We start from the raw sequence: 13,317 nt of genomic DNA on the forward strand, positions 1-13,317 counted from the left end.
CCCTTGATCGCCAAAGTGAATGACTTCACCCTTCGCGATGTTTTGAGTCCGAAGGAAACTGCCGCATGAAAGTGCTGATGGTCGATGTCGACGGCGTGCTCATCCATGGCCGTCCGGCCGACGGGCTGCCCCACTTCACCTATCTCGAGCGCGATCTCGGCCTGCGACCCGATCTGCTGCAGCAGGAGTTTTTCCAGGTTCACTGGGGCGACATCATCATCGGCCGCGAAGCACTGGAGCCCAGGCTCGCCGGCGTGCTCGCAAAGATCGCGCCCCATCTCAGCGCAGCGGCGCTGATCGATTACTGGTTCGAAAACGATTCCCGGCTCGACCGCAATCTGCTGGCAGATCTCGCCGCTCTCAGGCGAAGCGGCGTCACTCTCTTCCTGGCGACCAACCAAGAGCACAGGCGGGCGCGTTACCTGATGGAACAGCTGGGCCTTGGCGCCCATTTCGACGACATCATCTATTCGGCAGCACTCGGACACAGCAAGCCTTCGCCCGACTTCTTCCGGATGGCGACCGAACGTGCCGGGGTCATGGCCGCGGAGATCGCATTCATTGACGATATGGCGGCGAATGTCGAAACGGCGCGGCAGTTCGGTTGGAACGCGGCGCAATGGACGGCGGGGGCGACGTTGGCCGGGGCGCTTCCCATGTTTGCAAGGTGGCATGAGCAGCGCTGGTGCAATCAGGCGAGCCGCTTGTAGAACAAGGTGGTGTCGCAAAAGCCGCCTTCCGGCCACAGAGCATAATCGGGGATGACGCCGACGCGCTGCCAGCCCAGGCGGGGATAGATCGCCTCGGCATCGCTGCCGGTTGCGGTGTCGAGCACCAGCAAGGTCTTGCCGCGGGCGGCCGCCTCGCGTTCGGCGGCTTCCATCAGCAGCCGGGCGAGGCCGCGCCCGCGGGCGCAACGATGCACCAGGAGCTTCTTCAGATCGCCGCGATGCGGCTGGTTCGGCATCTGCGCGGCGCCCACCTGCACCGTGCCGACGATCCGGCCATCGAGTTCGGCGACAACAAGCAGGCTGCCGCCGCCGGCAACCGCATCGGCAACGTCCAGCCAATAGGGTTCGGCATCTTCAGGTCCATAGGGCTGCATGAAGCCGACGGAGGCGCCGCCCATGACGCAATCGGCCAGCACCTCCGAGAGGGCCGGAATGGCAGCGCGGGCCTCCTCGGCAGAAAGGATGCGAATGTCAGGCATGTTCTTCTCCTGAAATGAAGGTCGTCATCGGCCGCCGCGATCGAGCACGACGCAATAGCGCGCCGGCGCATTGCCGGGATTATAAAAGGAATGGCCCTCGCCGACGGGCATGAAAAGGCAATCGCCTGGACGCAGCCGGTAGACCGTCTCACCCGCCGTCATCTCCAACTCGCCGTCGAACAGCCAGACATGCTGCGTCATGTCATGGGATGCCGCATGCGGTGGGAAGCTGACGCGGGCGCCGGGTGGAAATTCGACTTCGACGATATCGACGGCGGAGCCGGTGCCGGGCGCCGACACCGCGCGCCTGAGATAACCGGTTTCCGGATCGCGCCAGACCTGCTGCTCCTGCCGCCGCGCCAGCGGCGAGGCCTGCTGCCCCTCCTCTGCAAAGAAGGCTGAGAGCGACAGGCCGAGCGCGGCGCAGACCCTTGCCAGCAGCGAGGCGGTCGGGCTCGCCTCCGCCCGCTCGATGCGCGAAATCATCGCGCGGCTGACGCCCGACGCCTCGGCAAGCTCATCCAGCGTCAGGCCCTTTTCCAGCCGCAAGGTGCGAATGCGGCTGCCGATCGCCTGTTCGAGTTCCTGTTCCATCGCCGATCCCTGATTCTACTATATGAGAATTATATTATCTCATGATAGAATCAAGCCTCCCTCGATGCTTCATCTCGCTTGCCTTCACCCCCGCGCCGCCGATATATGGCAGCGGCGCTTGCAGAGCGGAGGACATCATGGACGGCAGCATGCAGAACACCGAAATCACGGGAAGCTTCACGGCCGCCGCCTGGGAGCAGATCAAACCTCTTATGGCCGAGATCGAGCGATTGCCGCTCTTGGAACGGCTTTCGGACGGCACGCTGCCGCCGGAGGTTTTCCGTCACTACATCCTGCAAGACGCAATCTATCTGAAGCATTATGCCCGGTGCCTCGCCATCGTCGCAGCCAAGGCGCCCGACAATGCACAGGTTCTGCGCTTCCTCGGTTCGGCGCAGAAGGCCATCACCGTCGAGCAGGGCCTGCATGCGGGCTTCCTCTCGCAGTTCGGCATTTCGAGCGCGGATGTGACGGCCGCCGAGCCCTCGCCTTCCTGTTTCGCCTATACGAATTTCCTTCTGGCGACCGCCTATCACAGCTCCTATGCCGTTGCGCTTTCGGCCATCCTGCCCTGCTTCTGGATCTACATGCATGTCGGCGAAGGCATCAAAGGCAGGCCTGTTATCGACGGCAATGTTTTTCAGGCCTGGATCAACACCTATGGCGATCCGCAATTTGCAGCCGGCGCCCGCGAGGTGATCGCACTGACCGATATCGCCGCCCGCGCGGCATCGGAGGCGGAGCGTGCCGCGATGATGGACGTTTTCGTGCGCGCCTCGCAATATGAATGGATGTTCTGGGACTCGGCCTGGCGGCTGGAGACCTGGCCGGTCTGACGCACGCTGGGCAGACCCGCAAAATAGCGTAAAATCCGGGATAATTACCGCTTTGCGGCAGGGAGCGGCGCTGCTATATGGCGCGCATGAGCACCAATTCGACCACTCCGCTGTCCCATATCCGCAACTTCTCGATCGTGGCCCATATCGACCACGGCAAATCGACGCTGGCCGACCGCCTGATCCAGACGACGGGCGGACTTGCCGAGCGCGAAATGTCCGAGCAGGTACTCGACAATATGGAGATCGAGCGCGAACGCGGCATCACCATCAAGGCCCAGACTGTGCGCCTGCACTATCAGGCGAACAATGGCGAGAAATATATTCTCAACCTGATCGACACGCCCGGCCACGTCGACTTCGCCTATGAGGTCTCGCGATCGCTGTCGGCCTGCGAGGGCTCGCTGCTGGTCGTCGACGCCAGCCAGGGCGTGGAAGCGCAGACGCTCGCCAATGTCTACCAGGCGATCGACAACAACCACGAGCTCGTCACCGTGCTCAACAAGATCGACCTGCCGGCCGCCGAACCCGACCGCATCAAGGAACAGATCGAGGAAGTGATCGGCATCGACGCTTCCGAGGCCGTGCTGATCTCGGCCAAGACCGGCCTCGGCATCCCCGACGTGCTGGAAGCGATCGTCCACAAGCTGCCGGCGCCGAAGAGCCCGGGCGGCGACAAGGCGCCACTGAAGGCGCTGCTCGTCGACAGCTGGTACGACACCTATCTCGGCGTCATGGTTCTCGTGCGCGTCATCGACGGCGTGCTGACCAAGGGCCAGACGATCCGTATGATGGGCACGGATGCGAAATACCAGGTTGAGCGCGTCGGCGTGCTGACGCCGAAGATGGTCAATGTCGACAGCCTCGGCCCCGGCGAGATCGGCTTTATCACCGCCTCGATCAAGGAAGTAGCCGATACGCGCGTCGGCGATACGATTACCGAAGACAAGCGCCCGACCGCAGAAGCCTTGCCGGGCTTCAAGCCGGCGCAGCCGGTGGTGTTCTGCGGCCTCTTCCCGGTCGATGCCGCCGATTTCGAGGATCTGCGAGCCGCGATGGGCAAGCTTCGCCTCAATGACGCGTCCTTCTCCTTCGAAATGGAATCATCTGCCGCTCTCGGCTTCGGCTTCCGCTGCGGCTTCCTCGGCCTCTTGCATCTCGAAATCATCCAGGAGCGCCTGGAGCGCGAGTTCGACCTCGACCTCATCGCCACGGCTCCTTCCGTCGTCTATCAGCTGACGATGACCGACGGCAGCGAGCGCGAACTGCACAATCCGGCCGACATGCCCGATGTCGTCAAGATTGCCGAAATCCGCGAGCCGTGGATCAAGGCGACGATCATGACGCCGGACGACTATCTCGGGGGCATTCTGAAACTCTGCCAGGACCGCCGCGGCATCCAGACCGAGCTGACCTATGTCGGCACCCGGGCGATGGTGACCTATGAACTGCCGCTCAACGAAGTCGTCTTCGACTTCTACGACCGGCTGAAATCGATCTCCAAGGGCTACGCATCCTTCGACTATCACCTCGAAGGCTACCGCGCCGGCAACCTCGTGAAGATGTCGATCCTCGTCAATGGCGAGCCGGTCGATGCACTCTCGATGCTCGTGCATCGCATGGCAGCTGAAAAGCGCGGCCGCGACATGTGCGAGCGGCTGAAGGAGCTGATTCCGAAGCACATGTTCAAGATCCCGATCCAGGCGGCGATCGGCGGCAACGTCATTGCCCGCGAAACCATCTCGGCGTTGCGCAAGGACGTGACGGCCAAGTGCTATGGCGGCGACGCCACCCGCAAGCGCAAACTGCTTGACAAGCAGAAGGAAGGCAAGAAGCGCATGCGCCAGTTCGGCAAGGTGGAGATTCCACAGGAAGCCTTCATCGCCGCGCTCAAGATGGGCGATGAATAACGCTTCTCAATGACGTCTTATGCGCATATGATCTGCGCATAACACGAGGAGATCCTTATGGGTCATCAGGCGAGAAAAGCAGCGAATCTTTCACTTGATGAAAGCCTCGTTTCCCAGGCCCGCGAGCTCAAGATCAACATATCCAGGGCGGCGGAAGAAGGTATCGCGAAAGCGATAAAGGCGGAACGCGAGCGGCTGTGGCGGATCGAGAACGCCGAGGCTATCGCCGCTTCCAATGCTTATGTCGAGAAGCACGGCCTGCCTTTTCAGAAATATCGACAGTTCTGATGGCTCGGTTTCATGTTTACAATCTGATGCATAGCGATGCGTTCGCCCTCGATCTGCAGTCAGACCTACACGGCGAGCTGACGACGCGAATCATGGCGCCGATGCTTCCGCTGGAAGCTCTTCCCAAAATCATGCGTCAGCTCAATCCGCAATTCGTCATCAATGACGTGCCATACGTGATGGCGACCCAGTTTATCGGTGCGGTTTCCACTAAGGAGATCGGCGTCGTTGCCGCGGATCTCACCTCCGATAGCGATCGCATCGTCGCTGCCGTCGATTTTCTTTTCCAAGGCTTCTAAGCCCTCACCTCCTGCCCATATACTCCTTCACCAGCCCCTCATAGGCGTCCATCTCGGGTAGCGCTTCGTAACTATACACCGCGCCGGTCTCGGCAAACGACAGCTTCTCGCTCGTCCATGTCTCGATGAAGGGCTTGAACCAGCTGGGGTCGTCGAGCATGGTGACGCGTAGATTGACGAACCAGTCCATGCCTTCCGGCCGGGTGAACATCCAACTCATGCAGTGCGGGCAGAAATAGTGCTTGGTGGCGCCGTGCAGGCCGCCGATAACAGGCTCGCCCTTGGTAATCTCGAAGCCTTCGCTGGGGATGGCGGCACTTAGCGAATAGGCGCTCGCCGTCATCTTCTGGCAGCCTGTGCAATGGCAGGCCATGGCCAGCAGCGGCGGAGCGCTGATCTTCAAGCGCACTCGGCCGCAGCGGCAGCCGCCTTCCATGGGCAAATTCGGTGACGTCATGATATCTCTCCCCTTCCGTCCTCTGATCTAGAGGAGGCGGCGTCATTGTCGAGGGAGCGGACGCGCGGGATTGCCGACCACCGTTGCGCCCGCCGGCACATCCTTCGTGACGACGGCGCCCGCACCCACGATCGCGCCATCGCCGATCGTCACGCCGCCGAGGATGATGGCGCCGCCGCCGATCCAGACGTCGCTGCCGATTGCGACCGGCCGGGCGATCTCGATTCCCCTACTGCGAAGCGCCGGATCTTTGTGATGCTCGGCGCAATAGATCTGCACGCCCGGGCCGAACATGGTGCGATCGCCGATCGTCACGCTGCCGGAATCAAGGATGGTGCAGCCGGCATTGACATAGACGCGCTCGCCGAGAACGACATTGATGCCGTAGGAGCAGTGAAACGGCGCTTCGATAAAGATATCGGAGGCGGCTTGTGCAAAAAGCGCCCTGAGGGCGGGGGCTGCGGGGCCGCGCTCGTCCGGCGGCAGCGTATTGTGGGCGTGGACGGCGAGCCGCGCCTGCCGGCGTAGGTGATCGAGCTCGTCGTCAAGGCAGCAATACCACTCACCCGCCACCATCTTCTCGCGTTCGCTTGCCATCAGCGCATCGCCTTCAAGCCGGGACCTGCGACAGCATCTCGACCTCTTGCCGTTCGATCTGCCCGACCCAGGCGCGGGCGATGGCAAGGCCGGCGGCATCGGCGCCACCAGCATGCTGCGCAGCCAACTCGGCATAGCTTTCCAGCCAGCCGGGCGCGATTCGCTCGATCGTATCGGGGAATTCCGCCTTCCACTGCTCGATCACGGTTCTATCAGCCTCGAAATGAAACTGCGTGCCGTAGACGGCGCGGCCGATGCGGAAAGCCTGGTTTTCGGCGACAGGGCTGCTCGCGAGACGAACGGCGCCTGCAGGCAGTGAAAAGGTGTCGGCATGCCACTCGAAGATGGTGAATTCTCCGCCAAGCGCCGAGAGCAGCGGATCGGCTCGGCCTTCATCGGTGACGCCGATGCTGTGCCAGCCGAATTCGCGGGCGGTTCCGAGATGGTTGTCGGCGCCATAGGCGCGGGCAAGGATCTGGCTGCCGAGGCAGATGCCGAGCACGGCCTTGCCGGCATCGCCGAAGCGGCGCGCGAGCCGGGCGAGCTCCGGCAGATAGGGATGCGTCTCGTCATCCAGCGCGCTCTGCTCGCCGCCGAGAACGACAAGCGCGTCATGGCCGGCTATGTCTGGCGGCAGGATGCCATCCCGCCAGACCCGGAACCACTCGATCTCAGCACCCGCCTCGTCGAGCGCGGTCGCAAGCGCGCCGAGGCCGGTGTTGCGCATATTTTCGACGACTGCGACTCGCATAGGTTCTCCCCGGTGGCCGGCAGGAAGAGACCATGGCGGAGAACAGCGCGCAAGATGCTTGCGCATGCGCGATTGCTTCCGCCCGCTGCAAGGGCTTAAATCACGCCAAACGAAAGGAAAACACCATGACCGAAAAAGCCCGCATCTCGATCCTCTACTGCACCCAGTGCAACTGGCTGCTGCGCGCCGCCTGGATGGCGCAGGAGCTGCTGAGCACCTTTTCCGACAGTCTCGGGGAGGTGGCGCTGATCCCCGGCACCGGCGGCAATTTCGAAATCCGCGTCAATGGAGATCTCATCTGGGAGCGTAAGCGCGACGGCGGCTTTCCCGGGCCGAAGGAGCTGAAGCAACGCGTCCGCGACATCATCGAGCCCGGCCGCGATCTCGGCCATGTCGACCGCGTCTCGCACGAAAGCTGACCAAACCCGCTCAGCGATAGGGCGAGCGGCAGACCCTGTAGACGCCTTCATAAGTGAGGAAGTGATCCGTCCGCGGATTATAGGAACGGTATTCATTGGTGCACCAGGCGATGTGCTTGTTCATATCCCGTGCCGGCTGCACCTGGCGCACCGGCGGCGGGTCATAGGTCAGCTGCGGCCGCCCCGCCGCGCCCGGCAGATAATAGGTCGGCCCCGCGCCGCGCGGACGGTAATTCGGCTGGACATAGGCCGGGCGATGCCATTGCTGCGGCCCAAAACCGAAGCAGCCGCGAAAATCGCAGAGCGTCGAGCCCGTGTTGACCGGCCCGAGACCCGGCTTCGGCGAATCAGCGCCGGCCACGACAGGCGCGAAAACGGCAAAAAGGCCGGCGAGCAGAAGCGTGCGGGCAGCAGGCATGAGGCGTTCCTTTCGAGACCCCCTCTATATAGGGCGCCCGGAGCGAACCGCTATGTCTCCCCTCCAGCCGCTCCCTCGCATGTGATCGGCTGTTTTTTGCAGACTGTCAGGAAAACTTCAAAAACCCAGTTGACAGTCACGAGCCACCCCCTTACATCGCTCTCCGTCGCCCAGATGGCGGAATTGGTAGACGCGCAGGTTTCAGGTACCTGTGCCGCGAGGCGTGGAGGTTCGAGTCCTCTTCTGGGCACCATTTCCTTTTGATCGCTGCCAAGATCAATATTCGAACCTTTCCAAAAATTGCGCACTTGGCTCTGTTGGCAGAGGCCATTGACGTGCTTGCCTGGATACCGGTTCCGTGAGCGGCGCATGTTGAAGCCAGTCACGCCGCCATGTGGCGTGTCGTCTTCCCGCTTTCCGATACGACCGACAAAGCTGTAATGCCGGCTTCTCTGGCGGCGCGAAGAAGCAACTCCCTCAATTCCTCCATCCCGGCCTCTCCCGCGACGGCATCGTCGCAAGCCTTTACAGCCGCGACATATTCCTCTCCATCGTCGAACGGCCAATCCATTATCAGAACTTCGGCTGCGTCTCGGAGCGTCTTGACGATCCTTCGCCGACCGCCAAGAAAGAGGACGAGAGGTGGAAAATTCGGTGATGCGTTCCATTGCATGACACTTTCTCCCAAAGGTTAGAATATTAGTAATGATGCAAGAAGCGTGCCGGGGAGCGGAAGGCGCTCCTGGAAGTTCTGAGCCATTTTCGCGAGATCGCCGGCGGGTCTCGCACTCACTGCCTTTGGCATCGCGGCCCGGACATATTAAGCTGAAAGGACATCAACTGATTCGACCGTTCCAGAATCGTTGACCCCATCTCTTCTATGACCCCTAGATCAGCGGGTTTCATGAGGAGGCCTGGCGATGGATGTCAGCGCATTGCAAATGTGTGAAACACGCTAATAGCAGTTCCAGGCCAAGTCTCGATGGTAGCACCCATTGCAAATTCCACCCGGCTGATGGACGCCGTCTCCTTTCATATCGATCACATTCTGTTCGAATGTGACGACGGAACCAGCATTTCCAGTTCGAGCCTGCTGGAATTCAGCGCGCAGCGCGCATTTCGACAGACGCCCCGGCGGCTGGTCTTCTGCATGTGCGAGAACGACCCGGGCGGTTTGCTGGGCTATCTCAGCCTACTCAAACTCGATGCGGTTCCGCTGATGCTGAGCGCTAGCCTGGCAGCGGCGCAATTTGAGAAACTGGTGTCGGCCTATCGTCCGGGTTTTGCATGGCTGCCGGACCACCGAGCCGGTGAATTCGGCGACGGGCATGTGCTGCTCTCTCACATGGGATATAGTCTCGTCGCCGCCGGGGCAGATGAAGCTTATCCGATCGACGATTCGTTGGCGCTGCTGCTCAGCACCTCGGGAAGCACGGGAACGCCGAAGTTCGTGCGGCTTTCGCACGACAATATCCTCGCCAATGCCGAGGCCATCAGCACCTATCTGGGCTTGACAGGCGAGGAGCGGCCGATCACGACGCTGCCGCCGAGCTATTCCTACGGTCTTTCAATCATCCACAGCCATCTTCTGGCGGGAGCCACGATCGCGCTGACCAACAAGACCTTCTTCGATCGGGCATTTTGGGACTTTCTGAAATCGTCGAAGGCGACGAGTTTCGGCGGCGTGCCCTATCATTACGAAATGCTGAAGAAACTGCGCTTTCCATCCATGGATCTTCCGAGCCTCAGGAGCCTGACGCAGGCGGGCGCGCGGATGGAACCCGAACTGACGCGCGACTTCGCCGAGCTTTGCGCCAACAAGGGTATCCGCTATTTCAGCATGTACGGGCAGACCGAAGCCACCGCGCGGATGTCCTATCTCTCTCCCGACAGGGCGATCGAGAAGGCCGGCAGCATCGGCCGGCCGATCCCGGGCGGCGCATTTTGGCTCGAGGACGAGCACGGGCAGAAGATCGAGGGCAACGACGCAGCGGGCGAGCTCGTATATTACGGCCGCAACGTCTCGATGGGCTATGCGGAGGGTTATCGGGATCTGGCGCTCGGCGACGAGCGAGGCGGCGTTCTGCGCACAGGCGATATCGCCCGCCGGGACGCCGAAGGCGATTATTACATCGTCGGGCGTCTGAAGCGTTTCCTCAAAATGTTCGGCCATCGCATCAATCTGCAGGATGTCGAGGCGCAGTTGCTGGCGGCCGGTCACACCGTCGTCTGTGCTGGCCAGGACGATCAGCTGGAAATTTACCTCCCTCAAGGCTCCGGCGAGGCCGGTAAGCTCATCAAGGCCAAACTCATTTCGGATCTGAAGATCAGCCCGAAAGCGATCAGCGTCTATGCGATTGCCGAGCTGCCGCGGAATGATTCCGGCAAGATCCAATATAATCAGCTGAAATCATCTGCCGGGGATAACCTCGCATGAGCGTTCTTGATCCCTCCCGATGGCTCGACCGCGAGCCCTATTCGATGAAAGCCGCGGAAAAATCGGGGGCGCTGACTGAAGTCATGCGCAATCTGACCGAATGGCATCGCGACCATTGCGCCGAATATAGCCGCATTCTCGACCTCGTCAGCGATAGGGCGGCAGCGGTGGACGGATTGGAGGACGTGCCGTTCATTCCGGTTCGGCTGTTCAAGGAATTGGATCTGTTGAGCATCGAGAGAGGTCAGGTGTTCAAGACGATGACCTCATCCGGCACCAGCGGCCAGCAGGTGTCGCGCATCTACCTCGACAAGGAAACCGCGGCGCTGCAAAGCAAGATCCTCGCCCGGCTGATGGCGGAAGTACTCGGCAAGAAGCGGCTGCCGATGCTGGTCATCGATTCACCGAGCGTGCTGCGCAACCGCAACGCCTTCTCGGCGCGGGGTGCCGGTATTCTCGGCTTTTCCTTCTTCGGGCAGGACGTCACCTATGCCCTCGACGACGAAATGAACCTGGACATACCGGCCATCGAGGCCTTTCTCGAGCGGCACCCGGACCAGCCGATCTTCCTGTTCGGCTTCACCTTCATGATCTGGCAGCATTTCTACGCGCCGCTGAAGGCGATGGGTAGACGTCTGCCGATCGACGGGGGCATCCTGCTGCATGGCGGGGGCTGGAAAAAGCTGCAGGATCAGGCGGTCGGCAATGTTGAATTCCGGGCGGCGATGACCGAATGCGCCGGGATCAGGCGCGTCGTCAATTATTACGGCATGGTCGAACAGACGGGATCGATCTTCCTGGAATGCGAAGAGGGGCATCTGCATGCGCCGATTTATGCCGATGTCATTATCCGCGATCCGAAGGATTTTCGGACGCTCGAAGTCGGAAAGACCGGGCTGATCGAAGTCATGTCGCTGATACCGCGCAGTTATCCCGGGCATGCGCTGCTGACTGAGGATATCGGCCGAATCGACGGCGAAGACGACTGCCCCTGCGGGCGGCATGGCAAGTATTTCTCGGTGGCCGGACGCGTCGCCAAGGCCGAGGTCAGAGGCTGCAGCGACACCTATGAAGCAAATTCCTGAACTGCCCGTCACCCTTCGCGTCGGCGGCGCGCTCAACACGCTGGAATGCAAGCCGCTGGCGCCCTACTCCACTCAGGCGGTGGAATTCCTGGCGGCCCTTTCGAAGGCGTTGCTCGCGCTGCCGGCAGCGCGCCAGTATCCCGATATCGCCGCCTTCGGCTATTGGTGCCGAGCCGCGAACCTTGCCAAACTCGCGCGCGAATTCGGCACGCAATATCCCCGTATCGGCCGAGGCCTCGTGCTTCACATCGCGCCGGCCAACGTCCCGGTCAACTTCGCTTTTTCCTTCGCCTTCGGGCTGCTGGCCGGCAATGCCAACATCGTTCGTATTCCTGAACGGGATTTTCCGCAGGTCGAGATCATCTGCGACGAGATCACCAGGCTGTTCGCCCTGCCAGTGCACAGCCGGCTGGCCGCAATGAACCGGCTGATAAAATATCCGCGCGATGACGAGATCACCGGCGCTTTGTCGGTTCATTGCCAGGCGCGGATGCTCTGGGGGGGCGATTCGACGATCGCTCATCTGCGCAAGCTTCCCGCCCATCCGCGCAGCGTCGATATCGCCTTCGCCGACCGTTATTCCTTCTGCCTGATGCAGGCCGAGGCCGTGCTCAGGGCCGACGAGCGGGCGATCGCGGAACTCGCGAGGGGTTTCTTCAACGATGTCTTCCTTCTTGACCAGAATGCCTGCTCGTCTCCGCATCTGGTGATTTGGCAAGGCGATGAAGAGCAGGCCGCAAAGGCGCAGGACCGGTTCTGGCCGACAATGGCGGCGTATCTCCAGCAGCGTTACGAGATCGCGCCGATCCATGCCGTCGACAAGTTTGTCAATCTTTGCCGGACAGCAGACAGGCTGCCGCAGGCAAGCGGGAGCACGCGGCACGACAATCTGATCTACCGCGTCAGCCTGGATGCCCTGCCCTCCAATATCGAGCGGCATCGCGGCCAATACGGTTTCTTCTACGAATATGTGACGGCAGATCTCGGCTGCCTCGCCGGGATCGTCGGCGAACGTTACCAGACGCTGACCAGCTTCGGCATCGACCGGGACGCACTGGTCCGTTTCATCATCGATGAAGGGCTGACGGGCATCGATCGGGTGGTGCCGGTCGGCAGAGCGCTCGATATGGGCGCCATCTGGGACGGCTACAATCTCGTCCAGGAGCTTTCGCGGATCGTCAGTACAGCCTAGCGCAAGGACGGCGGCGCATTGTCGGTGTTCATGTTCAGGCGCAGCTGCTGCGATTCGGACCGCTTTTGACATTGAGTGAGGACATCGGACTATGAGCAACCGTGAGAAATATCAGGCCGCTTTTGCGGAAACCTTCATGCTGGACGCCAAGGACCTGCCTAACCTGAAATATCAGGAAGCCGCAGCCTGGGACAGCGTCGGGCATATGGCGCTCATGGCCGCGCTGGAGGAAGCCTTCGGTATCGAAATGGACATCGACGACATCATCGAATTCTCCAGCTACGAAGCCGGACAGGAGATCCTGGCAAAGTACAATGTGAGCATCGAGAAGGCCGCATGAGTGACGCAACGAACGCCGTCGCTTTCGATATCAACGGCATTATCAGCCATCAGAGAAATCGCTATCCTGTTCTGCTGATCGATCGCGTCACAGCGGTCGATCCCGGCAGGAGCGCCTCGGCGGTGAAGTGCTTTACCTATAATGAATGGTTCTTTCCCGGCCATTTCGATGATGAGCCGAATGTGCCGGGTTTCATCCAGATCGAATCGCTGACGCAGACCTTCATCATGACCTTCCTCTGTATGGAGGAATACAAGGGCATGAAGACCAATTTCGTTTCGCTCAACAATGTGAAGTTCAAGCGCAAGATCGTTCCGGGCGACGTCTTGGAGATCGATGCAGTCCTCGCCTCCTTCAAGCGCGGAATTGCAATCGGCTCGGTCAGCAGCGCGGTGAGAGGCGAACCTGCCTGCAGCGGCGATTTCATCGTGGCCGTGCCCGACATCCTGGATCGCTTCAAGCCGAAAACCCCATGAGATAGACG

General features: G+C 61.1%; 18 protein-coding genes and 1 tRNA gene. 12 read left to right on the forward strand and 7 right to left on the reverse strand.

All coding sequences use genetic code 11. The annotated features are described in order from the left end of the window. The first annotated feature begins 65 nt into the window (after window positions 1–65). Window positions 66–710 carry an HAD-IA family hydrolase gene (locus tag B5E41_RS01685; protein ID WP_088390533.1) on the forward strand — a complete coding sequence of 215 codons (645 nt, stop codon included), beginning with the start codon at window positions 66–68 and terminating at the stop codon, window positions 708–710. Here the strand turns inward: B5E41_RS01685 and B5E41_RS01690 are convergent. Beyond that, window positions 692–1,210 (reverse strand): GNAT family N-acetyltransferase, encoded by a 519-nt coding sequence (locus B5E41_RS01690; protein ID WP_088390535.1) that lies wholly within the window; start codon window positions 1,208–1,210, stop codon window positions 692–694. The two genes, B5E41_RS01685 and B5E41_RS01690, sit on opposite strands and share 19 nt — an antisense overlap. 24 nt (window positions 1,211–1,234) lie before the next feature. Beyond that, window positions 1,235–1,804 carry a helix-turn-helix domain-containing protein gene (locus tag B5E41_RS01695; RefSeq protein ID WP_088390537.1) on the reverse strand — a complete coding sequence of 190 codons (570 nt, stop codon included), beginning with the start codon at window positions 1,802–1,804 and terminating at the stop codon, window positions 1,235–1,237. Window positions 1,805–1,941: 137 nt separating this feature from the next. Here B5E41_RS01695 and tenA point away from each other — a divergent pair, with 137 nt between their 5' ends. From tenA to B5E41_RS01715, 4 genes are all read left to right on the forward strand, one after another. Beyond that, entirely contained in the window at window positions 1,942–2,640 is a 699-nt protein-coding gene (gene tenA / locus B5E41_RS01700) for a thiaminase II (protein ID WP_088390539.1), read from the forward strand. Between the two features lie 77 nt (window positions 2,641–2,717). Next, window positions 2,718–4,550: a translation elongation factor 4 gene (gene lepA / locus B5E41_RS01705; protein WP_064800332.1), complete on the forward strand. Its 1,833-nt coding sequence runs from the start codon at window positions 2,718–2,720 to the stop codon at window positions 4,548–4,550. A gap of 57 nt (window positions 4,551–4,607) precedes the next feature. Next, window positions 4,608–4,838 (forward strand): type II toxin-antitoxin system CcdA family antitoxin, encoded by a 231-nt coding sequence (locus B5E41_RS01710; protein ID WP_085857834.1) that lies wholly within the window; start codon window positions 4,608–4,610, stop codon window positions 4,836–4,838. Beyond that, complete coding sequence (locus tag B5E41_RS01715; RefSeq protein WP_064800330.1) at window positions 4,838–5,137, forward strand: CcdB family protein; 300 nt, start codon at window positions 4,838–4,840, stop codon at window positions 5,135–5,137. Before B5E41_RS01710 ends, B5E41_RS01715 begins: the two co-directional genes overlap by 1 nt. A gap of 4 nt (window positions 5,138–5,141) precedes the next feature. Here B5E41_RS01715 and B5E41_RS01720 read toward each other — a convergent pair whose 3' ends face one another. From B5E41_RS01720 to B5E41_RS01730, 3 genes are read right to left on the reverse strand one after another with little or no spacing between them, the layout of a single operon-like run. Next, a complete protein-coding gene (locus B5E41_RS01720; RefSeq protein ID WP_088390541.1) occupies window positions 5,142–5,594 on the reverse strand; it encodes a GFA family protein in 453 nt (150 codons plus the stop codon). A 42-nt stretch (window positions 5,595–5,636) separates the two neighbouring features. Continuing rightward, entirely contained in the window at window positions 5,637–6,194 is a 558-nt protein-coding gene (locus B5E41_RS01725) for a sugar O-acetyltransferase (RefSeq protein ID WP_088390764.1), read from the reverse strand. Between the two features lie 10 nt (window positions 6,195–6,204). Further along, the gene (locus B5E41_RS01730) at window positions 6,205–6,942 is read right to left on the reverse strand and encodes a type 1 glutamine amidotransferase (protein WP_088390543.1); all 738 of its coding nucleotides are present in this window, start codon (window positions 6,940–6,942) and stop codon (window positions 6,205–6,207) included. 125 nt (window positions 6,943–7,067) lie between these two features. Here B5E41_RS01730 and B5E41_RS01735 point away from each other — a divergent pair, with 125 nt between their 5' ends. Further along, window positions 7,068–7,361 carry an Rdx family protein gene (locus tag B5E41_RS01735; RefSeq protein ID WP_088390766.1) on the forward strand — a complete coding sequence of 98 codons (294 nt, stop codon included), beginning with the start codon at window positions 7,068–7,070 and terminating at the stop codon, window positions 7,359–7,361. A 10-nt stretch (window positions 7,362–7,371) separates the two neighbouring features. Here the strand turns inward: B5E41_RS01735 and B5E41_RS01740 are convergent, their stop codons facing one another. Further along, complete coding sequence (locus B5E41_RS01740) at window positions 7,372–7,779, reverse strand: BA14K family protein (RefSeq protein WP_088390545.1); 408 nt, start codon at window positions 7,777–7,779, stop codon at window positions 7,372–7,374. Between the two features lie 168 nt (window positions 7,780–7,947). Between B5E41_RS01740 and B5E41_RS01745 the strand changes: the two genes are divergently transcribed. After that, a tRNA-Leu gene (locus tag B5E41_RS01745) sits at window positions 7,948–8,032 on the forward strand. A 129-nt stretch (window positions 8,033–8,161) separates the two neighbouring features. Here the strand turns inward: B5E41_RS01745 and B5E41_RS01750 are convergent. After that, the gene (locus tag B5E41_RS01750) at window positions 8,162–8,452 is read right to left on the reverse strand and encodes a DUF982 domain-containing protein (protein ID WP_088390547.1); all 291 of its coding nucleotides are present in this window, start codon (window positions 8,450–8,452) and stop codon (window positions 8,162–8,164) included. Window positions 8,453–8,761: 309 nt separating this feature from the next. On the opposite strand from B5E41_RS01750, the gene B5E41_RS01755 reads away from it, so the two are divergent. The 5 genes from B5E41_RS01755 to B5E41_RS01775 all read left to right on the forward strand — a co-directional run bounded on the left by B5E41_RS01755 (window position 8,762) and on the right by B5E41_RS01775 (window position 13,309). Next, window positions 8,762–10,216 carry an AMP-binding protein gene (locus B5E41_RS01755; protein WP_088390549.1) on the forward strand — a complete coding sequence of 485 codons (1,455 nt, stop codon included), beginning with the start codon at window positions 8,762–8,764 and terminating at the stop codon, window positions 10,214–10,216. After that, the gene (locus tag B5E41_RS01760) at window positions 10,213–11,301 is read left to right on the forward strand and encodes a LuxE/PaaK family acyltransferase (RefSeq protein ID WP_088390551.1); all 1,089 of its coding nucleotides are present in this window, start codon (window positions 10,213–10,215) and stop codon (window positions 11,299–11,301) included. The genes B5E41_RS01755 and B5E41_RS01760 overlap by 4 nt, the downstream gene beginning before the upstream one ends. Beyond that, a complete protein-coding gene (locus B5E41_RS01765) occupies window positions 11,285–12,493 on the forward strand; it encodes an acyl-CoA reductase (protein WP_176439321.1) in 1,209 nt (402 codons plus the stop codon). The genes B5E41_RS01760 and B5E41_RS01765 overlap by 17 nt, the downstream gene beginning before the upstream one ends. A gap of 91 nt (window positions 12,494–12,584) precedes the next feature. After that, window positions 12,585–12,833, forward strand: coding sequence for an acyl carrier protein (locus B5E41_RS01770; protein WP_064800322.1), 249 nt, complete (start codon window positions 12,585–12,587; stop codon window positions 12,831–12,833). Next, the gene (locus B5E41_RS01775) at window positions 12,830–13,309 is read left to right on the forward strand and encodes a 3-hydroxyacyl-ACP dehydratase FabZ family protein (RefSeq protein ID WP_064809290.1); all 480 of its coding nucleotides are present in this window, start codon (window positions 12,830–12,832) and stop codon (window positions 13,307–13,309) included. The genes B5E41_RS01770 and B5E41_RS01775 overlap by 4 nt, the downstream gene beginning before the upstream one ends. Window positions 13,310–13,317: the final 8 nt, after the last annotated feature.

Origin of the sequence: Rhizobium esperanzae (assembly GCF_002204185.1) — a bacterium.
GTDB classification, from domain to species: domain Bacteria; phylum Pseudomonadota; class Alphaproteobacteria; order Rhizobiales; family Rhizobiaceae; genus Rhizobium; species Rhizobium esperanzae.